Source organism: Magnetofaba australis IT-1, assembly GCF_002109495.1.
GTDB classification, from domain to species: domain Bacteria; phylum Pseudomonadota; class Magnetococcia; order Magnetococcales; family Magnetococcaceae; genus Magnetofaba; species Magnetofaba australis.
In genome coordinates, this window is sequence record NZ_LVJN01000016.1 from 135,242 (window position 1) to 154,955 (window position 19,714).

Below are 19,714 nucleotides of genomic sequence, written 5' to 3' on the forward strand. Positions count from 1 at the left end.
GATCAAGAGTAGGAAGGAAGCGTATATGGACGCCGCCAGCGCGCAAATCACGCAAAACGCCGCCGAGCGCAAAGAGTTCCAGAACTACACCGTCAACTTCGGTCCCCAGCATCCGGCCGCCCACGGCGTGCTGCGTCTGCTGCTGGAGCTGGATGGCGAGGTGGTGGAGCGCGCCGATCCCCATATCGGCTTCCTGCATCGCGGCACCGAAAAGCTGCTGGAGCACAAAACCTACGTGCAGGGGCTGCCCTACTTCGACCGTCTGGACTACATGTCCATGATGAGCGAAGAGCACGCCTGGGTCATCGCTGTGGAGCGTCTGGGCGGCATTGAAGTGCCCGAGCGCGCCCAGTATATCCGCACCATGTTTGCGGAGATCACCCGCATTCTGAACCATCTGCTGTTCATCGGCGCCCACGGTCTGGACGTCGGCGCCATGGCGATGTTCCTCTACGCCTTCCGCGAGCGCGAGGAGTTGATCGACTTCTACGAAGAGGCCAGCGGCGCGCGCATGCACGCGGCCTACTTCCGCCCCGGCGGCGTGGCGCGGGACATCCCGCCGGAGCTGGAGAAGAAGATTCTCGCCTTCACCGAGTCGTTCCCCGGCAAGGTGGACGAGTACGAGGCGCTGCTGACCGAAAACCGCATCTGGAAACAGCGTCTGGTGGACATCGGCATCGTCGATGGCGACAAGGCGTTCGATCTGGGTTTCGTCGGCCCCATGCTGCGCGGCTCCGGCCACGCCTATGATCTGCGCAAGGCCGAGCCCTACGACGCCTATGACAAGGTCGAGTTCGACATCCCCACCGGCAAGAACGGCGACTCCTGGGACCGCTATCTGGTGCGGGTGGAGGAGATGCGTCAGGCCAACCGCATCATCCGCCAGTGCTTAGAGCAGATGAAACCAGGCCCGGTGCGCAACGAGAACTTTAAAACCTCCATCCCCTATCGTGAGGATATGCACGACGGCATGGAGTCGCTGATCCACCACTTCAAACTCTGCACCGAGGGCTTCAACCTGCCCGCGGGCGAGGTGTACGCGGCGGTGGAGACGCCCAAGGGGGAGTTGGGGGTCTATCTGGTCTCCGACGGCTCCAACAAGCCCTATCGGGCGCGCATCCGCGCGGCGGGCTTCAACCACATGCAGGCGTGTAAGGAGATGTGCGTGGGCCATATGCTGGCCGACGTCACCACCATCGTCGGCAGCATTGATATTGTGTTTGGCGAAATCGACCGCTGAAGGTTTGTTTGATGTGGGGGCGGGCCCCCCACACCCCCTCGCCGTGACGCGTCACGGCGTGATGATCATGGACATTTTCGACGTGGCAAACGCTCCACGTTCGCGACCGTAACAGGCGCGGTAAACGGAAGAAGGCGACGACGTCTCATGAACAACGCACCCATCAGCACCGGGCAGGCCGTGCAGTTTTCCGCCGACGCCCTGAAGCAAGCGGAAACGATCTTCAATCGCTATCCGCCCGAGCATAAACTCTCGGCCCTGCTGCCGTTGTTGGACTTGGCGCAGCGCGAGTTCGGCGGCTGGCTCTCCCAGGAGGCGATGGACTACGTCGCCACGTTGGTGGACGCCGCCCCCATCCGCGTGTACGAGGTGGCCACCTTCTACACCATGTACAACCTCAAGCCGGTGGGGAAATACCATGTGCAGATCTGCACCAACATCTCCTGCTGGCTGTGCGGCTCCGACGCCATCAGCGCGGCGGTGAAGGAGAAGTTGGAGCTGCAGTTCGGCCAATCCTCCGAAGATGGCCGCTTCACCCTCACCGAGGTGGAGTGCCTGGGCGCGTGCGTGAATGCGCCGATGTTGCAGATCAACGACGACTATTACGAAAATCTGACCCCCGAATCGGTGGTCGGCGTCATCGACGGACTGGCCTGAGCAGCATTTCAGGACCGGTCACGGGTTAGAATTTTCAGCTGGATTGCCCGGGCGCAGCGCCCCGGCAGCGGGTGAGAGGAGTCTCTCCATGAGTCAAGCCAACGACGTGCAGGTGACGTTCAAGAACATCCACCTGCCCGATAGCCACACCTACAAAGTGGCCGAAGGACGCGGGGCCTACACCGCCGCCGCCAAAGCGTTGGGCATGCCCCCGGGCGACGTCATCGAACAGGTCAAGACCTCCGGTCTGCGCGGCCGCGGCGGCGCGGGCTTCCCGGCGGGTCTGAAGTGGTCCTTCATCCCCAAGGATGATCCGCGACCCAAGTACCTGGTGTGCAACGCCGACGAAGGCGAACCGGGCACCTGCAAAGACCGCGACATCATGCGCTACGATCCCCACATGCTCATTGAGGGGATGATCATCGCCGGTTATGCGGTGGGCGCGCAGCGCGGCTACATCTACATTCGCGGCGAATTCTATCGCGAGGCCGAAGTGCTGCAGGCGGCGGTGGACGAAGCTTACGCCAACGGCAAGCTAGGCGAGAAGATCATGGGCACGGAGGTGACCTTCAACCTCTACGTGCATCGCGGCGCGGGCGCTTATGTCTGCGGCGAGGAGAGCGCGCTGCTGGAGTCGCTGGAGGGCAAGAAGGGCCAACCGCGTCTGAAGCCGCCGTTCCCGGCCAACGTCGGTCTGTATGGCTGCCCCACGGTGATCAACAACGTCGAGACCCTGGCCTCAGTGCCCGCCATCATCGAAAACGGCGGTCAGTGGTACGCCGATCTGGGGGTGGAGAAGTCCAGCGGCACCAAGATCTTCTGCGTCTCCGGCCACGTCAACAAACCGGGCAACTACGAAGTGGAGCTGGGCACGCCGTTGAAGACCCTCATTGAGGAGTATGCGGGCGGCGTGCGCGGCGGCTGGGACAACCTCAAAGGGGTGATCCCCGGCGGCTCCTCCACCCCGGTGCTGACCCGCGAGCAGTGCGAAACGGTGACCATGGATTACGACGCCATCGCCAAGGCCGGCAGTATGCTGGGCGCCGGTTCGGTGATCGTCATGGACCAGTCGGTGTGCATCGTCAAAGCCATCGCGCGGCTGTCCAACTTCTATCGCCATGAGTCCTGCGGCCAGTGCACCCCCTGCCGCGAAGGCACCGGCTGGTTGGCCCAGGTGGTCAACCGCATCGAGGATGGCCAAGGTCAGATGAAGGATCTGGAGCTGCTCGAGAGCGTCTGCGCCAACATCTCCGGCAAGACCATCTGCGCGTTGGGCGACGCCGCCGCCATGCCGATTCAAGGCGCGATCAAGGCGTTCCGGGACGAATGGGTCCATCACATCGAACATGGCCGCTGCATGGTCGGTTGACCGGCGCATCAGGAGACTCGAGACCATGCCCACTCTGATCATCGACAACCAGGAAATCAGCGTCCAAGCCGGCGCCACCATCATGGATGCGGCGCGTAAACTGGGCGTCTATATTCCGCACTTCTGCTACCACCCCAAACTGAGCATTGCGGGCAGCTGCCGCATGTGTCTGGTGGAGGTGGAGAAGATGCCCAAGCCGGTGGCGTCGTGCGCCATGCCCGCAGGCGACGGCATGGTGGTGAAGACCAACAGCCCCATGGTGCAAGAGGCGCGGCGCGGGGTGATGGAGTTCCTCCTCATCAACCACCCGCTGGATTGCCCGGTGTGTGACGAGGGCGGCAACTGCGACCTGCAGGATCTGGCCATGGGCTACGGTCCCGACCGCGCCCGCTTCCATGAGACCAAGCGCGAACCGGTCAACATCGACATCGGCCCGCTCATCGAAACCGAGATGGATCGGTGCATCCACTGCACCCGCTGCATCCGCTTCTCCACCGAGGTGGCGGGCGTGGAGCAGATGGGCGCCACCTATCGCGGCGACCACATGAGCGTGGGCACCTTTGTCGAGGCCTCGCTGGAGACCGAACTGGCGGGCAACCTGGCGCAGATCTGCCCGGTGGGCGCGCTCAACGACAAGCCGTTCCACTTCAAGGCGCGCAGCTGGGAGCTCAAGAGCAAAGAGGGCGTCTGCACCCACTGCGCCGTCGGCTGTCACCTGAAGCTGGACTACGACCAGAACGCCATCAAGCGGGTGCAGGGCGCGCCGTGCGAGTCCATCAATGAGGGCTGGACCTGCGATAAGGGCCGCTTCGCCTTTGATGGTCTGACCCAGGGGCGTCTTGCCGCGCCGATGATCAAAGGCGAAGAGAAGGCCGACTGGCAGGGCGCGTTGGATCGCGCCGCCGAGATCCTCAAAGGGGTCAAGCCCGAAGAGGTCGCCGGTCTGGCCGCCGAAGATCATACGGCGGGCGAGGAGCTGTTTGCGTTCCAGGACTTCCTGCGCCACTCGGTGGGCACGCCGCACATGGATCACCGTCTGCGCCAGCGCGACTTCTCCGGCGATGACGCTGGGCTGACCCGCGCCGACCTGTTCATGAACACGCCGATTGCGCAGTTGCAGGATGCCGATTGCATCGTGCTGGTGGGGGCCAACACCCGCTATGAAGCGCCGATTCTGAACTTGCGCCTGCGCAAGGCTGCGCGCGCCGGGGCCAAATCCTTCGCCATCGGTCCGCGCAATCAGGATATGGCGCTGCCCAAACTGCAATCCCTCACCGTCGCCCCCGGCGGCGAAGCGGCCAAACTGGCGGAGGTGCTGGCGGCCCTGGGCGGTTCCGGCTCCGGCGACGCCGGGGCGGTGGCCGAAGCGCTGAAAGGCGCCGAGCGTCCGGTGCTGATTCTGGGCGAAGGCGCCATCAACCACCCCCAGGCCGAAGCGCTGCGCCGCACCGCGGTGGCGATTCTGGACAAGCTGGGCAAACTGGGCGGCGAGTGGAACGGTTACAACCGCGTCTCCGCCCGCGCCGGAGCCTGCGCCGCGCAGGATCTGGGCGTGGTTCCGCACCGTGGTCCGGGTTACGCCCGCGCCCAGCACAGCGGCATGAACGCGCGCCAGATTCTGCAAGCCGCCGCCGATGGTCAGATCAAGGTGCTGTTCCTGCTGGGCAGCGACCCGCTCACCGAGGCCGCCGACGTCAATCTGGCCCGCGCCGCGCTGGAGAAGGCGCAGGTGATCAGCCTGGGTGCGTTTGAAAACGCCTCCACCGCCCTGGCCGACGTCTGCCTGGCCGGTCAGAGCAATCGTGAAAAGTCAGTGACGGTGACCAACGCCGAAGGGCGCGCCCGGCGCAGCCCGGCGGTGGTGAGCGCCCCCGCTGAGGCCAAAGAGGATTGGCGCGTGCTGCGCGCGCTGTCCGATCGCTTCTCCAAACCGCTGGGTTACAACACCGTCGAAGCGCTGCGCGAGGCCATGGCCAAAGCGGATCTGCGCTACAACCTGGAGGTGTTGAGCGACTGCGACGTCACCCGCGCCTGTGATCACAAGCCGGTCACCACCGGCCTGCCCGCCATCGAGGCGACCGCGCCGGTCAGCGGCAGTGGTTATGCGCTTGCGCTGGAAGCGCCGTTCTATCGCGGCGACGCGGTGGCGCGCAACTCCAGCGTGATGGCGGAGTTGGATGGCGGCAATCTGCTCTATATCAACCCCGCCGACGCCGCCAAGCTGAAGCTGGCCGAAGGCGGACGGGTGCGGGTGATCCAGGGCGATCGCTCCATCGAAGCCGCCGCCAAGGCGCAGGCCGACGTGCCGGCGGGGGTGGTGGTGGGGATGCTGGGAACCGGCGAAACGCCGATTCAGAGTTTGTGCGACTGGGACGGCGGTTTCCCCGCCGTGAGCTTGACCGCCATTTGAGCGGATACACGATTGCTGGCGGCGCGCGCGCCGAGGCTTTTGCGGGGAGAGGACTCCCCATTAGCGGACTGGGATAACGGGCGATGACGGAATTCCTACAGCCGATACACGCATTTGGCAACGACACATTCGGCGTCTTGTGGCCGGTGGTGTGGAATCTGGCCTGCATCATGATTGTGGTGGGTCCGATGCTGGGCGCAGTCGCCTATCTCACCTATGTGGAACGCCGCGTCATCGCCTTCATGCATGTGCGCGTCGGTCCCAACCGGGTCGGTCCCATTGGACTGCTGCAGCCCATCGCCGATGCGGTGAAGCTGATGTTCAAGGAGACCCTGATCCCGATTCACTCGCGCCCCATGATCTTCCTCATCGGGCCGATCCTGACCATGGGTCCGGCGCTGCTGGCGTGGGCGGTGATTCCGTTCCAGCCGGAGATGGTGATCGCCGATCTGAACATCGGCGTGCTCTACGTGCTGGCGATCTCCTCCATCGGCGCCTACGGCGTGTTGATGGGCGGTTGGGCCTCCAACACCCGTTACTCGCTGCTGGGCGGGATCCGCTCTTCGGCCCAGATGATCTCCTACGAAGTCTCCATGGGCTTCACCATCATCCCGGTAGTGATGCTCTCCGGCAGCCTCAATCTGTCCACCATCGTTGAGGCGCAGAAGAACATGTGGTTCGTGATTCCCCTGTTCCCCATGTTCGTAGTCTACTTCATCTCGGTGGTGGCGGAGACCAACCGCGCCCCGTTCGACCTGCCCGAAGCCGAGTCCGAACTGGTCTCCGGCTTCATGACCGAATATTCGGCGCTCACCTACGGCATGTTCTTCCTGGGTGAATACGCCAACATGATTCTGGTCTCGGCGCTGGGTTCGGTGCTGTTCCTGGGCGGCTGGCTGCCGCCCATCGCCGCGCTGGACTTTATCCCCGGCATCCTCTGGTTGGCGATCAAGATGAGCTTCCTGCTCTTCGTCTTCCTGTGGATCCGGGCCACCTTCCCCCGCTATCGCTATGACCAGCTCATGCGCTTGGGGTGGAAGGTCTTCCTGCCGTTGTCGCTGTTCTGGATTTTCGTCACCGGCAGCGCCATCCATCTGCTGAATCTGCTGTAAGGAGCGGCGAGCGATGCTGGGCGTCAAATTCAAAGAGATACTCGACAGCCTCTTCCTCAAGGAGCTGGTCTCCGGCATGGCGATTACCCTTCGCTACATGTTCAAGCCGAAGATCACCATCCAGTACCCGGAGGAGCGCACCCCCACCTCGCCGCGCTTCCGCGGCGTGCACGTGCTGCGCAAGTACGAGGATGGCGAAGAGCGCTGTGTGGCTTGCAAACTGTGCGAGGCGATCTGCCCGGCGCAGGCGATCTACATCGAAATCGATGAGACCAGCCGCGCCGAAAAGCGTCTCACCAAGGTCTACGACATCGACCTGTTCAAGTGCATCTACTGCGGCCTGTGCGAAGAGGCGTGCCCGGTGGAGGCGATTGTGATGGGGCCCTATCTGGACGTGGCGTTCGAGAATCGCGAAGATCGCTTCTACCACAAGGACAAGATGTTGACCAACGGCGACAAGTGGAAGCCGGTGGTGGACGCGCGTCTGCAAGCCGACGCCAAATACCGTTAAGGAGCGCGAAGGATATGATGGTCGCCGATTTTGTCTTCCTCATGCTCGCCACGGTGCTGGTGGTCTCCGGCGTCATGGTGATCACCACGCGCAACCCGATCCAGTCGGTGCTGTGGCTGGTGCTGGCGTTCTTTACCAGCGCCGGGCTGTTCGTGCTCATCGAAGCCGAGTTCATCGCCGCCATTCTGGTGATGGTCTACATGGGCGCGGTGGCGATTCTGTTCCTGTTCGTGGTGATGATGCTGGATGTGGACTTCGCCGAGCTGCGCAAAGGCGCCATCGACCATCTGCCCATGGGCTTGATGGTGGGTCTGGTGGTGCTGGTGGAGTTGGCCGCCGTGGGCGGCGCCTACCATCTGGAGGCCCCCGTGGCCGCCGCCGCCGACTACGACAACACCCTGGCCATCGGCAAGATTCTCTACACCAAGTATCTGTTCCCGTTCGAGCTGGCCTCGGTGGTGCTGCTGGTGGCGCTGATCGGCGCCATCGCCCTGACTCACCGCGAACGCAAGGACGTCAAGAAGCAGCGGGTCAGCCATCAGTTGAATCGCAAGCGCGAGGACGCCTTGGTGATCAACAAGGTCAAGTCCGGGGAGGGTGCGTAACATGATCACCATCAACGCCTATGCGATCCTGTCGGCGATCCTGTTCGTCATTGGCGGTTTCGGCATCTTCCTGAACCGCAAGAACATGATCATCATCATGATGAGCATCGAACTGATGCTGCTGGCGGTGAACATCAACTTCGTCGCCTTCTCGCACTTTCTGCACAATCTGACCGGGCAGATCTTCACCTTCTTCGTGGTCACCGTGGCCGCGGCGGAGGCGGCCATCGGTCTGGCCATTCTGGTGCTGTTCTTCCGCAACCGCAGCACCATTGATGTGGAAGAGATCGACTCTCTGAAGGGCTGATGGACGCGCCACAGGGCGCACGAGGGGTTGCACGCGAAAGCGGCGACCGCCAGCAACGTAAAGAGCAACGGCGAATCAAATATGAGCACTTACAAACTCATCGTACTGCTGCCGCTAATGGGATCGATCATCGCCGGTCTGTTTGGCCGTCGACTGGGCAACCAGATGAGCCAGATCGTCACCATCGGCGGCATCGGCCTGGCGCTGTTGCTCTCCATCAAGGCGTTCTTCGAGATCGCCCTGGGCGACGCCCCGGCGGTGCATGAAACCTTCTTCACCTGGATCCCCTCGGGCGACTTCGTGGTCACCCTGGGGGTGCTGGTGGATCGCCTCACCGCCATCATGCTGATCGTGGTCACCGGCGTCTCCACCCTGGTGCATATCTACTCGGTCAACTACATGGAGGAGGATCCCGACGTTCCGCGCTTCTTCTCCTACCTGTCGCTGTTCAGCTTCGCCATGCTGTCGCTGGTCACCGCGCCCAACTTCCTGCAACTCTTCTTTGGTTGGGAAGGGGTGGGCCTGGCCTCCTATCTGCTGATCGGCTTCTGGTTCAAAAAAGAGTCCGCCTGCAACGCCGCCATCAAGGCGTTCCTGGTCAACCGCGTGGGCGACTTCGGTTTCGCCCTGGGTGTGTTCGGCGTGTTCATGGTGTTCGGCACCCTGGATTTCCTCGGCGACAAGGGCGTGTTCGCCATGGCGCTGACCAATCAGTACCAAGCCACCATGATGTTCCTGGGCCATGAGTTCAACACCATGACCCTGATCTGCCTGCTGCTGTTCATGGGCGCCATGGGCAAATCGGCGCAGTTCTTCCTGCATACCTGGCTGCCCGACGCCATGGAGGGCCCCACCCCGGTCTCCGCCCTGATCCACGCCGCCACCATGGTGACTGCGGGCGTGTTCCTGGTGTGCCGCGCCTCGCCGCTGTTCGAGCAGTCGGAAACCGCCCTGATGGTGGTGACGGTGATCGGCGCGGTCACCGCGATCTTCGCCGCCTCGGTGGGTCTGGTGCAGAACGATATCAAACGGGTGATCGCCTACTCCACCTGTTCGCAGCTGGGCTACATGTTCTTCGCCGCCGGCGTCTCCGCCTATGCGGCCTCCATGTTCCACCTGATGACCCACGCCTTCTTCAAGGCGCTGCTGTTCCTCGGCGCGGGCGCGGTGATCCACGCCATGCACCACGAGCAGGACATGCGCAAAATGGGCGGGTTGTGGAAGAAGATTCCGCTCACCTACGCGCTGATGATGATTGGCACCCTGGCGCTGACCGGCTTCCCCTATCTGGCCGGTTGGTGGTCCAAGGACGCCATTCTGGAGTCGGCCTGGGCCGCCCACACCGGCGTCGGCACCTTCGCCTGGGTGATTGGCCTGATCGCCGCTTTCATGACCACCTTCTACAGCTTCCGTCTGGTGTTCATGACCTTCCATGGCAAGCCCCATGACGAGCACCACTATGACCACGCCCACGAGGCGCCGTGGTTCATGCGCGCGCCCAATCTGCTGCTGGCGGTGGGCGCCCTGTTGGCGGGCTACCTCGGCCACGGCATCATCGAAGCGGGCTGGTTCAAGGACGCCATCTTCCTGGCCGAAGGCCACGATGCGTTGGCCCACGCCCACCATGCGCCTGCGCATGTGAAGTGGCTCCCCTTCGTGATGTTCCTGGGCGGTCTGTTCCTGGCGCTGCTGATGTACATCTGGGTTCCGACCCTGCCGAAGAAGGTGTCAGAGCTGTGCCCGCGCGGCTATCAGTTCCTGCTCAACGCCTGGTATTTCGACAAACTGTATGACGCCATCTTCATCAAGCCCGCCAAAGCCATTGGCAAAGGGCTGTGGCAGACCGGCGACGCCACCATCATCGATGGCTACGGCGTGAATGGAACCGCCAATCTGATGGTGCGCATGGGCGCTGTGCTCAAACGCATGCAATCGGGCTATGTGTATCACTACGCTTTCGCCATGCTGGCGGGCGTGCTGGTGCTGATCACCTTCTACGCCTGATCGGGCGCTGACGATACACGGTTTTATGGAGGCCACAAGGCGATGCTAACATTCGTCACCTTCTTCCCCCTGCTGGGCGCGCTGGCGATCCTGGTGCTGATCAACGGCAAGGACGCGGACAAAGCGCGCCTGTGGGCGCTGGGCGTATCCCTCGTCACCTTCGGCGCGTCGCTGCTGCTGTATGCGGGGTTCGACGCCGCCAACCCGGGCTTCCAATACATGGAAGAGGCGCCGTGGTTGCCGTCGCTGGGCATCCACTATCGCATGGGGATTGACGGCATCAGCCTGCCGTTCATCATCCTCAACGCGCTGCTCACGCCGCTGTGCATCCTCGCCTCGTGGGAGAGCGTGCAGAAGCGGGTGAAAGAGTACATGATCGCCTTCCTGGCGCTGGAGGCGTTCGTCAACGGCGTCTTCTGCGCGCTGGACTTCGTGCTCTTCTACGTGTTGTGGGAGGCGATGCTGATCCCGATGTTCTTGATCATCGGCGTGTGGGGCGGCAACAACCGCGTGTATGCGGCGCTGAAGTTCTTCCTCTACACCCTGGCCGGCTCGGTGCTGATGCTGATCGCCATGCTGGCGCTCTACTTCAAGACCGGCACCTTCAGCATCCCCGAATTGATGCTGGCGCCGCTGGACTTCAAGTTCCAGTTGATGATCTTCCTGGCCTTCTTCGTCGCCTTTGCGGTGAAGGTGCCCATGTGGCCGGTGCACACCTGGTTGCCCGACGCCCACGTGCAGGCGCCCACCGCCGGCTCGGTGATTCTGGCGGGCATTCTGCTGAAGATGGGCGCCTACGGCTTCCTGCGCTTCTCGCTGCCGATCCTGCCCGACGCCACCCAGTACTTCACCCCCATGGTGTATGCGCTATCGCTGGTGGCCATCGTCTATACGGCGCTGGTGGCGTTGATGCAGGAGGACCTGAAGAAGCTGATCGCCTATTCGTCGGTCTCCCACATGGGATTTGTCACCATCGGCATCTTCGCGCTGAATCAAAACGGCGTGGAGGGCGGCATTCTGCAGATGATCAACCACGGCATCGTCTCCGGCGCGCTGTTCCTCATCGTCGGCGTGGTGTATGACCGTCTGCACACCCGCGAGATCGCCCGCTTTGGCGGTCTGGCCCTGCGCATGCCGGTGTATGCGGTGATCTTCATGCTGTTCACCATGGCTTCGGTGGGTCTGCCAGGCACCAACGGCTTTGTCGGCGAATTCCTGATTCTGCTGGGGGCGTTTCTGGACAACACCTGGGTGGCGTTTATCGCCGCCACCGGTCTGGTGCTGGGCGCGGCCTACATGTTGTGGATGTACAAGCGGGTGGTGTTTGGCGAGATCGTGCATGAGGATGTCAAAGCCCTCACCGACGTCACTCGTCGCGAGGTGCTGGTGTTTGCGCCCCTCATCGTCATCACCCTGTGGATGGGCTTCTATCCCGGGCCGGTGCTGGATGTGATGAGCGCCTCGGTGACCAACCTCATCGAGCAGGCTCATGTGGTCAAGAGCGGCGTCGCCACGGCGGCGGCCATGGCGCACTAAGGCGTAAGTCCCTCGATGGGTTTTGCGCATGCAATGCAATGAAGTTGAGAGTTGCCCCGGAGCGTAAAGTCGAAAATTCGGACATTTATGGCCGAATTTTTGGGGGTCTGGGGTCCGCGACCCCAGCGGGGTGTGGGGCGGAGCCCCACGGTTTGGCTTTTGATCTTAGGGAGCTCGAGGGCATGGCCCTCGATATCTTCCAACATCCGAAGCCATTGAATTCTGATGAAATATAGCGTGATTTTGACTGTGCGTTGCTAACGGCGCGCTGTGACACGGAGCGAGACAACATGCTGCCCGATATCAATCTTGGCTTGATGCTGCCGGAGATCCTCATCGCCGTGGTGGCCATGGCGCTGCTGCTGGCCAGCGCTTGGTGGAGCGGTGAAGAGGGCAAGCGCCGCATCAACGGCGTGGCCACCATCACCATTCTGGCGGCGGCTGTGATCGGCCATTGGGCCATCGGCCCGGATACGCGCACCACCTTTGGCGGCATGTTCGTGCAGGACTCCTTCGCCGCCTACATGAAACTGCTCATCCTGCTGGCCACGGTGGCCCCGCTGATGATGTCCTGGGACTACATCGAGCGCACCGGCATCGGCAACGGCGAGTATGTGGTGCTGACCATGTTCGCCATGCTGGGCGGCATGATCATGGTCTCTTCCGGCGGCTTCATTACCCTGTATATGGGTCTGGAGATGATGTCCCTCTCCATCTATGTGCTGGCTGCCTACAAGCGCGATGATCCGCGCTCCAACGAGGCGGGTTTGAAGTACTTCGTGCTGGGTTCGGTGGCCTCGGCGCTGTTCCTGTATGGCGTGACCCTGATCTATGGCGCGGTGGGCGATGTCTCCTTCACTTCGGTGACGCAGTTCCTGGCCACCGATCACCATCTGCAACTGCCCATCAACATGGGTTTGATCTTCATCATCTCGGGTCTGGCGTTCAAGATGGCCGCTGCGCCGTTCCACATGTGGGCCCCGGACGTCTATGAAGGCGCGCCCACCTCAGTGACCGCGTTCATGGCCGCCATGCCCAAGCTGGCCGCCTTCGGCGCCATGTACCGTGTGTTGATGGATGGCTTCGCGCCGCTCGCAAGCGTGTGGGTTCCGGTGCTGCAGGTGGTGGCGCTGCTCTCTATCGGCGTGGGCGCCCTGGCGGCGTTGCGTCAGGAGAACATCAAGCGTCTGTTGGCCTACTCCTCGGTCAGCCACGTCGGTTATGCGCTGATCGGTCTGGCGGTGGGCGGCGAGATGGGGCATAAGGCGGTGGTCACCTATCTGACCATCTACATCGTCATGAGCATCGGCGCGTTCGCCCTCATCGTCGGCCTGAACAAAGCGGGCGTGGGCGAGAAGATCGACGACTACAAGGGTCTGTATCAGAAGCGTCCGGCCATGGCCTTGGTGATGGCGGTGTTCATGTTCTCCATGGCGGGGATTCCGCCGCTGGCGGGCTTTATCGCCAAATTCCAGATCTTCATGGCGGCGGTGCAGGCGCACATGTACCTGCTGGCCATTGTGGGTATTCTGTTTAGCGCGGTGGCGGCCTATTACTACCTGCGGGTGGTGAAGGTGATGTTCTTCGATGAGCCGGAGAGCGAGCTGGACACCCCGGTGGGCGGCTACAACACGGCGTTGATGGCGGTGAGCGCGATTCTAGTGTTTGTGTGGGGCATCATGCCTGGCGCGATGATGGGATGGAGCGCGGCGGCGATTCAGCCGTTCCTGCAGTAAGCGGCAGATTCAGTAAGTCGAGCACACAGGCGCCCAGTGGGCGCCTGTTGCATTTGAAGTATAAGAAGAAACTCGATCTGCTCGGTATTATGGTGAGTCAAAACCGAAACTGCGCAGAATGTCCAATGTTTGCGTGACGCTGAAAGAGCTTGCGCTGACTATTTGCCGCCGACCAGTCGGCGGCGGGGTGATTCGGGCCATCCATGGCCCTCACCCTTCGGGCTCGCTAGCGCGAGTCCGATTCGGCAATCCTGCCAAATCGTCAGGGGGCTGCGCCCCCAGCGGGGTTTGGGGCGGCGCCCCAAGGTTTGGTTTTTGACCTTGGGAGCTCGAGGGCAAAGCCCTCGATATCTTTCAGCGCCCATATGTTAACTTTTGAATGCTAGCGACCATAGCGCCCAGTATAAAAGCAAACTAACGAGGGTTCAGGGCGGCGCCCTCATGGGGTTTGGGGCGAAGCCCCAATATCTTCCATCACCCCATTCCTCATCGAACAAAATCACCTCAACACTATGAGCCACCACCCCATCCACGAGATTCTGCGCACCACCGCCGAACAGAACGGCGGCGCGCTGCTGTTTCGGGATTTCATGGATCTGTGCCTGCACCATCCCCAGCACGGCTATTACAATGCGCAGAAGGCGCGTATCGGGCGCAGCGGCGACTTTGTCACCGCGCCGGAGCTGACCTCGCTGTTTGGCGAGTTGATCACGCTGCAACTGGTGGAGATCTGGGGCCGCATGGGCGCGCCATCGCGCTTTGACGTGGTGGAGATGGGCGCGGGCGTGGGACGCATGGCGGCGGACATTCTGCGCACGGCGCGGCTATTCACCGGCTTCAAAGAGGCGATCCGCTACGCCATTGTCGATAGCAGCCCGGATTTCCGCCAACGCCAGCATGAGACCTTGGCGCAGGCGGGAATCGAAACAGATTCGGTGCGCTGGGGGGCGTCGTTGCTGGAACTGACCGTAGAGGCGCCCATTGACGGGGTGATCCTGGGCAATGAGTTTCTCGATGCGTTGCCAGTGCACGGCGCGGCGGTGACCGATCAGGGATTACGCGAAATTGTGGTGACGTGGGATGCGCACAAGGGCGCCTGGCGCGAGCAGTTGGAGCATCCCAGCGCGGCGCTAGCAGGATATTGCGAGCAGCATAATATAACCGCCGAAACGTTACAGCCCGGCTGGCGCTTCGAAGCCCATGTGGCGGCGGACGGTTGGATGCGTCAAGCGGCCAACACGCTGGGGCAGGGGGCGCTGCTGTTTATCGACTATGGCGAAGCGGCGCGGGAGATGCGCTGCGCCGGACGCGCCGGGGGCACGCTGATGGGACACTATCGCCATAAGCGAGTGGATGATCCGCTCAAATATCCTGGCGAGATGGACATCACCGCCCATGTGGACTTCAGCGCCATGGCGCGGGCAGCGGAGGCGGGCGGCGCAGTGCGCACGGGCTTTACCACCCAAAGCTGGTTCCTCATGGGGCTGGGAATCCTGGAGCGGCTGGAGCAGATGCAGCGCATGGTTCCTGACGCTGCGCAACTGGGCGCTATCAAACAGGCGGCGTCGCGTCTGTTGATGCCCGGCGCCATGGGCGACTTTAAAGCGCTGTTGCTGACCAAGGGAATCGCCCCATCAAACGAACCATTGGCAGGATTTCGCCTGAATAATCGCCTGAATGCGTTATAGTATGGGGCCAAAGGCTGGACATGCATCGCCGAGAGCATTAAAAGACGATGGTGTTCATCAAAAAGAATACCGAGACGTCAACCGGCGTCCAATAGCGTTTTGACGGAGAGCAAGCATGGGCATGATGGAGGGCAAACGCGGCATTATTCTGGGCGTGGCCAATGAACGCAGCATCGCTTGGGCCATCGCCGAGGCGTGCGCGCGCGAGGGGGCCCAGCTGGGCTTCACCTTCTTTGGCGAAACCATGGAAAAGCGCGTGCGCCCGTTGGCGGAGAAGGTGGGCGGCGTGTTCTGCTGCCCCTGCGACGCCACCGATGACGCCGATGTGCAAGCGGTGATCGATGAAGCCGCCAAGCATTGGGATGGCATCGACTTCATCGTCCACTCCATCGCCTACGCCAAGAAAGAGGAGCTGCGCGGCAAGTTTTACGATACCTCCAAAGAGGGATTCGAGACCGCCATGATCAGCTCCGCCTACACCATGGTAAACCTGTGCCGCAGCGCCGCGCCCATGCTCACCGAAGGCGCCTCCATCGTCACCCTCTCCTATCTGGGCGCCGAGCGGGTGCTGCCCCACTACAACGTCATGGGCGTCGCCAAGGCCGCGCTGGAGGCCTGCGTGCGCTATCTGGCGGTGGATCTGGGGCCGCGCAACATCCGCGTCAACGCCATCTCCGCCGGACCCATCAAGACTCTGGCGGCGGCAGGCATCGGCGACTTTAAAGAGATCCTCAACTGGAACCGTGATAACTCGCCCATGCGCCGCAATGTCACCCAGCAGGAGGTGGCCGAAACCGCCCTCATGCTGTTGGGTCCGGGCGGCAGCGCCATCACCGGCGAGACCCTGCACGTGGATTGCGGCTACCACGTGGTGGGCATGCGCGCGGTGCCGGAAGAGGATTGAAGTTCCTGCTGCTCAAGTGGTATGAGCGAAATTGGATGATGAAAGATATCGAGGGCTTTGCCCTCGAGCTCCCAAAAGATAAAACCGTGGGGCGCCGCCCCACGCCCCGCTGGGGTCGCGGACCCCAGACCCCGGAAAATCGCGCCAGTAAATGTCGCGATTTTCCACCTGTCACGCTGCTCCCTGTCCGCAATCATTTACGCGCATTCAAGACTTGTCTACCGCACGATTACAGACCTTTTGGCTAACGGAACGCTCATGGCTGGCAACACCATCGGACAACTCTTCACCCTCACCACCTTTGGCGAAAGCCACGGTCCGGCCATCGGCGGCGTCATCGATGGCTGCCCCCCCGGTTTGGAGATCAGCGAAGAGGAGATCCAGGTGGATCTGGACCGGCGCAAACCCGGCCAATCCCGCCACACCACCCAGCGTAAGGAAGCGGATAAAATCCGCATCCTCTCCGGCGTGTTCGAAGGCAAAACCACCGGTACCCCCATCGGACTGGTGATCGAAAACAGCAACCAACGCTCCAAAGACTACGGCGATATCATGGAGCTGTTCCGCCCCGGCCATGCGGACTTCACCTATTGGCGCAAGTATGGGATTCGCGACTATCGCGGCGGCGGCCGCGCCTCGGCGCGGGAGACCGCCATCCGCGTGGCGGGCGGCGCCATCGCCAAAAAACTGCTCAATCATGTGGCGGGGGTGCGCATTCGCGCCGCGCTGATCGGCATGGGCGATGTGATGATCGACCGCGCCAACTGGGATTGGGAGCAGGTGGAGCAAAACCCCTTCTTCACCCCCGACGCCCAAGCTGTGACCAAAATGGAGACGCTGCTGGACGCCATTCGCGGCGCAGGCGACTCCGTGGGCGCGACGTTGGAATTGGTGGCCGAGAATGTGCCCGCTGGCCTCGGCGAGCCGGTATTTGATCGTCTGGACGCCGACCTGGCCAAAACCATCATGAGCATTAACGCCGTCAAAGGGGTGGAGATCGGCGCAGGTATGGCCGCAGGCATGGCCACCGGCGCGGCGTTCGCTGACGAGATGATTCCGGGCGAAGATGCGCAACATCCGCAATTCTTGGCGAATAATGCAGGCGGTATTCTGGGCGGAATCTCCAGTGGACAAGATATTGTGATCCGTTTTTCCATCAAGCCGACGAGTTCTATTACAATTCCGCGACGTACGGTGGATAAACAGGGCAACGCCCGTGAAATTATCACCAAAGGGCGTCACGATCCGTGCGTGGGCATTCGCGCCGTGCCGGTGGCGGAAGCTATGGTGGCGCTCACCCTGGCCGATCACTGGATGCGCGCGCGGGCGCAAAGCCCTGTGGGGTAATCACCTGACGCAAATACGGCGAATACAAGAGAAACTCCACGATTATGCGATGCGGATAAGCGGATGTTGCGCGCTTATTGGATGGGGATTTTGATATTCGCAAATAAACATCTTTCGACATTCGAAAGAAAAGGTTGACTTTCGTTCTATTCTGCCCAGAATGTGCGCAGTTGTACTTCACTTTTTTATATGAACTGATTGGGTAAGGAGCCTGGGCAATGTCTTCGGAATTGGTGAAAAAAGCGGCGGAAATCGTTCAAGCGTATGTCAGCAATAATACGTTGGACGCCAAAGAGCTGACTGGTTTGATGACGCAGGTGCACGTTACGCTGCAACAGATGGACACCGGCGCGCAGAGCGAAGCGCCTGTGGCCGAAGCCCCCGCGCCGATCGCTGAAGCGGCTTCGGAAGAGGCCAGCGCCGAGGCCGCCACGCGCGCTAAAAAGCCCGCCGCGCCCAAGCCCGCGCTGCCGGTTGAGGAATCAGTCACCGAAGATGCGGTGTTCTGCCTGGTGTGCGGCAAGTCCTGCAAGACCCTCAAAGGCCACCTGACCCGCTCCCATGGTCTGAGCCTGAATGACTATCGCGCGCAGTTCAATCTGCCCAAGGACTACCCCACGGTGGCCCCCAGCTACTCCAAAACCCGCCGCCAATTGGCCATCGACGCCGGTTTGGGAGAGAAGCTGCAACAGTCGCGTAAAAAGAGCGCAAGCAAGAAGAAGTCCTAACGTCCTCGCCCGGCCGTCATTGAAAAAGCGCCTGAAGCCTGCTTCAGGCGCTTTTTTTATGGTCCGAGGCCAGGCGCGCAGAGATATATATAGTCGCTAGCATTCAAAAGTGCACATATGGGCGCTGAAAGATATCGAGGGCTGCGCCCTCGAGCTCCCAAGATCAAAATCTAAACCGTGATTCGGGCCATCCATGGCCCTCACCCTGCGGGCTCGCTGCGCGAGTCCGATTCGGAAATCCTGCCGAATCGTGGGCGCTGCCCACACCCGCTTAAGGGTCATAGACCCTTAAGAATCCCGCCAAATTTCCGTTGGAAATTTGTCCCATAGTCAGCGCAAGACCAACCAGTGTCACGCAAACATTGAGCGCTTTGGATTTGTGTCATTCTGGATTCAAGCGGCTATACAAAACCAAAACCGCAGAGAACAGCCAATGTTTGCGTGACGCAGGCCGAGCTAGCACTGACTATTGGCCGTCGGCTGGTCGGCGGCGGGGTGATTCGGGCTATCCATGGCCCTCACCCTTCGGGCTCGCTTACGCGAGTCCGATTCGGCAATCCTGCCGAATCGTCAGGGGCTGCGGCCACAGCGGGGTGTGGGGCGGCGCCCCACGGTTTGGTCGTTGGGAGCTCGAGGGCGGAGCCCTCGATATCTTCCATTTCCTCGTTAATGAAATATTCGATTGGAGCTTCAGGCGACAATAGAAATGGCATGTTTGGTGCATAAGGGTTTGGCAGAGACAGTTTGATAAAGACATTCAAGATTGGTCCACGCCGTCTTGAACGCCGCAGCAAATGCGGCTATCAATCATGTTGGTCACGACTGCGGCAGGGAGAACCGAACGGTCTGGCCAATGGGGTTCATGCCATCCCAAGAGGGGAAGCACCATGGACATTTCCGTCGGCAAATATCCCAATGCCAAGGACTATCTGGCGCTGTTCGATCTCTACCCCGAGGTGGAGTTCTGGCTCACCAAATCGGGCCGCAGCGGAGATCCCTACCTATTGTTGTTCCGCCAGGTGATGAGCCTGCTCACGCAAAGCTCGCAACTAAATCTGGATATGCCGCGCTCCTTCCGCGACGCCGCCATGCGCTACGCTGAAGAGGATTGGGTGACGCGTCGCCACTTCAGCGAGCCCAACAATCGCCACATCCTGTTGTCGGATCTCAAAGATTGGTTGCTCTACTGCATGCGGCGCAAAAGCGCCTGAGTTTTGCAATCGACTGTGCAATTTGCAGCGCAATAAAAAAGCGCCCGCCTGGATTCAGGCGGGCGCTTTCCATTTTCCACGCCGTAGCGGCGCTGTTGGAGAGATTACATCTCCACCATCTCGAAGTCGGATTTGGAGACGCCGCACTGCGGGCACTCCCAATCGTCGGGCACGTCTTCCCATTTGGTGCCCGGGGCGATGTCATCTTCGGGCATCCCTTTGGCTTCGTCATAGATAAAGTCACACACGGTGCACTTGTAGCGTTTCATGGCGTCATCTCCTCGTTGTGGCCCAATGGCCGGATGCTCTGTTTGTCAATCTTAGGCGAATTTTGTTCCGCCAAATCGTC

General features: G+C 61.4%; 17 protein-coding genes. 16 read left to right on the forward strand and 1 reads right to left on the reverse strand.

Going from position 1 to position 19,714, the window contains the following annotated elements; translation table 11 throughout:
- Nucleotides 1-25 precede the first annotated feature (25 nt).
- From MAIT1_RS05770 to MAIT1_RS05855, 16 genes are all read left to right on the forward strand, one after another.
- Nucleotides 26-1,240 (forward strand): NADH-quinone oxidoreductase subunit D, encoded by a 1,215-nt coding sequence (locus tag MAIT1_RS05770; RefSeq protein ID WP_085441352.1) that lies wholly within the window; start codon nucleotides 26-28, stop codon nucleotides 1,238-1,240.
- A 147-nt stretch (nucleotides 1,241-1,387) separates the two neighbouring features.
- Nucleotides 1,388-1,897 (forward strand): NADH-quinone oxidoreductase subunit NuoE, encoded by a 510-nt coding sequence (gene nuoE, locus MAIT1_RS05775; protein WP_085441353.1) that lies wholly within the window; start codon nucleotides 1,388-1,390, stop codon nucleotides 1,895-1,897.
- 88 nt (nucleotides 1,898-1,985) lie between these two features.
- Nucleotides 1,986-3,266, forward strand: coding sequence for an NADH-quinone oxidoreductase subunit NuoF (gene nuoF / locus MAIT1_RS05780; RefSeq protein WP_085441354.1), 1,281 nt, complete (start codon nucleotides 1,986-1,988; stop codon nucleotides 3,264-3,266).
- Between the two features lie 25 nt (nucleotides 3,267-3,291).
- A complete protein-coding gene (nuoG, locus tag MAIT1_RS05785) occupies nucleotides 3,292-5,676 on the forward strand; it encodes an NADH-quinone oxidoreductase subunit NuoG (RefSeq protein WP_158089333.1) in 2,385 nt (794 codons plus the stop codon).
- 83 nt (nucleotides 5,677-5,759) lie between these two features.
- Entirely contained in the window at nucleotides 5,760-6,788 is a 1,029-nt protein-coding gene (gene nuoH, locus MAIT1_RS05790; protein WP_085441356.1) for an NADH-quinone oxidoreductase subunit NuoH, read from the forward strand.
- A gap of 13 nt (nucleotides 6,789-6,801) precedes the next feature.
- Nucleotides 6,802-7,299, forward strand: coding sequence for an NADH-quinone oxidoreductase subunit NuoI (nuoI, locus tag MAIT1_RS05795; RefSeq protein ID WP_085441357.1), 498 nt, complete (start codon nucleotides 6,802-6,804; stop codon nucleotides 7,297-7,299).
- Nucleotides 7,300-7,313: 14 nt separating this feature from the next.
- Entirely contained in the window at nucleotides 7,314-7,904 is a 591-nt protein-coding gene (locus MAIT1_RS05800) for an NADH-quinone oxidoreductase subunit J (RefSeq protein ID WP_085441358.1), read from the forward strand.
- A 1-nt stretch (nucleotide 7,905) separates the two neighbouring features.
- Nucleotides 7,906-8,211 (forward strand): NADH-quinone oxidoreductase subunit NuoK, encoded by a 306-nt coding sequence (gene nuoK / locus MAIT1_RS05805; protein WP_085441359.1) that lies wholly within the window; start codon nucleotides 7,906-7,908, stop codon nucleotides 8,209-8,211.
- Nucleotides 8,212-8,292: 81 nt separating this feature from the next.
- Nucleotides 8,293-10,215, forward strand: a complete 1,923-nt coding sequence (gene nuoL, locus MAIT1_RS05810) for an NADH-quinone oxidoreductase subunit L (RefSeq protein WP_085441360.1) — start codon at nucleotides 8,293-8,295, stop codon at nucleotides 10,213-10,215.
- Between the two features lie 42 nt (nucleotides 10,216-10,257).
- Nucleotides 10,258-11,751 carry an NADH-quinone oxidoreductase subunit M gene (locus MAIT1_RS05815; RefSeq protein ID WP_085441361.1) on the forward strand — a complete coding sequence of 498 codons (1,494 nt, stop codon included), beginning with the start codon at nucleotides 10,258-10,260 and terminating at the stop codon, nucleotides 11,749-11,751.
- 290 nt (nucleotides 11,752-12,041) lie between these two features.
- Nucleotides 12,042-13,487, forward strand: coding sequence for an NADH-quinone oxidoreductase subunit NuoN (nuoN, locus tag MAIT1_RS05825; RefSeq protein WP_085441363.1), 1,446 nt, complete (start codon nucleotides 12,042-12,044; stop codon nucleotides 13,485-13,487).
- A gap of 512 nt (nucleotides 13,488-13,999) precedes the next feature.
- Nucleotides 14,000-15,175, forward strand: coding sequence for a class I SAM-dependent methyltransferase (locus MAIT1_RS05830; RefSeq protein WP_085441364.1), 1,176 nt, complete (start codon nucleotides 14,000-14,002; stop codon nucleotides 15,173-15,175).
- Between the two features lie 115 nt (nucleotides 15,176-15,290).
- Nucleotides 15,291-16,079, forward strand: coding sequence for an enoyl-ACP reductase FabI (locus tag MAIT1_RS05835; protein ID WP_085441365.1), 789 nt, complete (start codon nucleotides 15,291-15,293; stop codon nucleotides 16,077-16,079).
- 258 nt (nucleotides 16,080-16,337) lie between these two features.
- Nucleotides 16,338-17,426 (forward strand): chorismate synthase, encoded by a 1,089-nt coding sequence (aroC, locus tag MAIT1_RS05845; RefSeq protein WP_085441367.1) that lies wholly within the window; start codon nucleotides 16,338-16,340, stop codon nucleotides 17,424-17,426.
- 218 nt (nucleotides 17,427-17,644) lie between these two features.
- On the forward strand, nucleotides 17,645-18,154 hold the full coding sequence (locus MAIT1_RS05850; protein ID WP_085441368.1) for a Ros/MucR family transcriptional regulator: 510 nt from the start codon (nucleotides 17,645-17,647) through the stop codon (nucleotides 18,152-18,154).
- Nucleotides 18,155-19,041: 887 nt separating this feature from the next.
- The gene (locus MAIT1_RS05855; protein WP_085441369.1) at nucleotides 19,042-19,365 is read left to right on the forward strand and encodes a hypothetical protein; all 324 of its coding nucleotides are present in this window, start codon (nucleotides 19,042-19,044) and stop codon (nucleotides 19,363-19,365) included.
- Between the two features lie 104 nt (nucleotides 19,366-19,469).
- Here MAIT1_RS05855 and MAIT1_RS05860 read toward each other — a convergent pair whose 3' ends face one another.
- Nucleotides 19,470-19,634, reverse strand: coding sequence for a rubredoxin (locus tag MAIT1_RS05860; protein ID WP_085441370.1), 165 nt, complete (start codon nucleotides 19,632-19,634; stop codon nucleotides 19,470-19,472).
- Nucleotides 19,635-19,714: the final 80 nt, after the last annotated feature.

Coding starts and splice junctions, on each gene's coding strand:
- MAIT1_RS05770 (WP_085441352.1), top strand. CDS start 26: ATGGACGCCGCCAGCGCGCAAATCACGCAAAACGCCGCCGAGCGCAAA.
- nuoE (WP_085441353.1), top strand. CDS start 1,388: ATGAACAACGCACCCATCAGCACCGGGCAGGCCGTGCAGTTTTCCGCC.
- nuoF (WP_085441354.1), top strand. CDS start 1,986: ATGAGTCAAGCCAACGACGTGCAGGTGACGTTCAAGAACATCCACCTG.
- nuoG (WP_158089333.1), top strand. CDS start 3,292: ATGCCCACTCTGATCATCGACAACCAGGAAATCAGCGTCCAAGCCGGC.
- nuoH (WP_085441356.1), top strand. CDS start 5,760: ATGACGGAATTCCTACAGCCGATACACGCATTTGGCAACGACACATTC.
- nuoI (WP_085441357.1), top strand. CDS start 6,802: ATGCTGGGCGTCAAATTCAAAGAGATACTCGACAGCCTCTTCCTCAAG.
- MAIT1_RS05800 (WP_085441358.1), top strand. CDS start 7,314: ATGATGGTCGCCGATTTTGTCTTCCTCATGCTCGCCACGGTGCTGGTG.
- nuoK (WP_085441359.1), top strand. CDS start 7,906: ATGATCACCATCAACGCCTATGCGATCCTGTCGGCGATCCTGTTCGTC.
- nuoL (WP_085441360.1), top strand. CDS start 8,293: ATGAGCACTTACAAACTCATCGTACTGCTGCCGCTAATGGGATCGATC.
- MAIT1_RS05815 (WP_085441361.1), top strand. CDS start 10,258: ATGCTAACATTCGTCACCTTCTTCCCCCTGCTGGGCGCGCTGGCGATC.
- nuoN (WP_085441363.1), top strand. CDS start 12,042: ATGCTGCCCGATATCAATCTTGGCTTGATGCTGCCGGAGATCCTCATC.
- MAIT1_RS05830 (WP_085441364.1), top strand. CDS start 14,000: ATGAGCCACCACCCCATCCACGAGATTCTGCGCACCACCGCCGAACAG.
- MAIT1_RS05835 (WP_085441365.1), top strand. CDS start 15,291: ATGGGCATGATGGAGGGCAAACGCGGCATTATTCTGGGCGTGGCCAAT.
- aroC (WP_085441367.1), top strand. CDS start 16,338: ATGGCTGGCAACACCATCGGACAACTCTTCACCCTCACCACCTTTGGC.
- MAIT1_RS05850 (WP_085441368.1), top strand. CDS start 17,645: ATGTCTTCGGAATTGGTGAAAAAAGCGGCGGAAATCGTTCAAGCGTAT.
- MAIT1_RS05855 (WP_085441369.1), top strand. CDS start 19,042: ATGGACATTTCCGTCGGCAAATATCCCAATGCCAAGGACTATCTGGCG.
- MAIT1_RS05860 (WP_085441370.1), bottom strand. CDS start 19,634: ATGAAACGCTACAAGTGCACCGTGTGTGACTTTATCTATGACGAAGCC.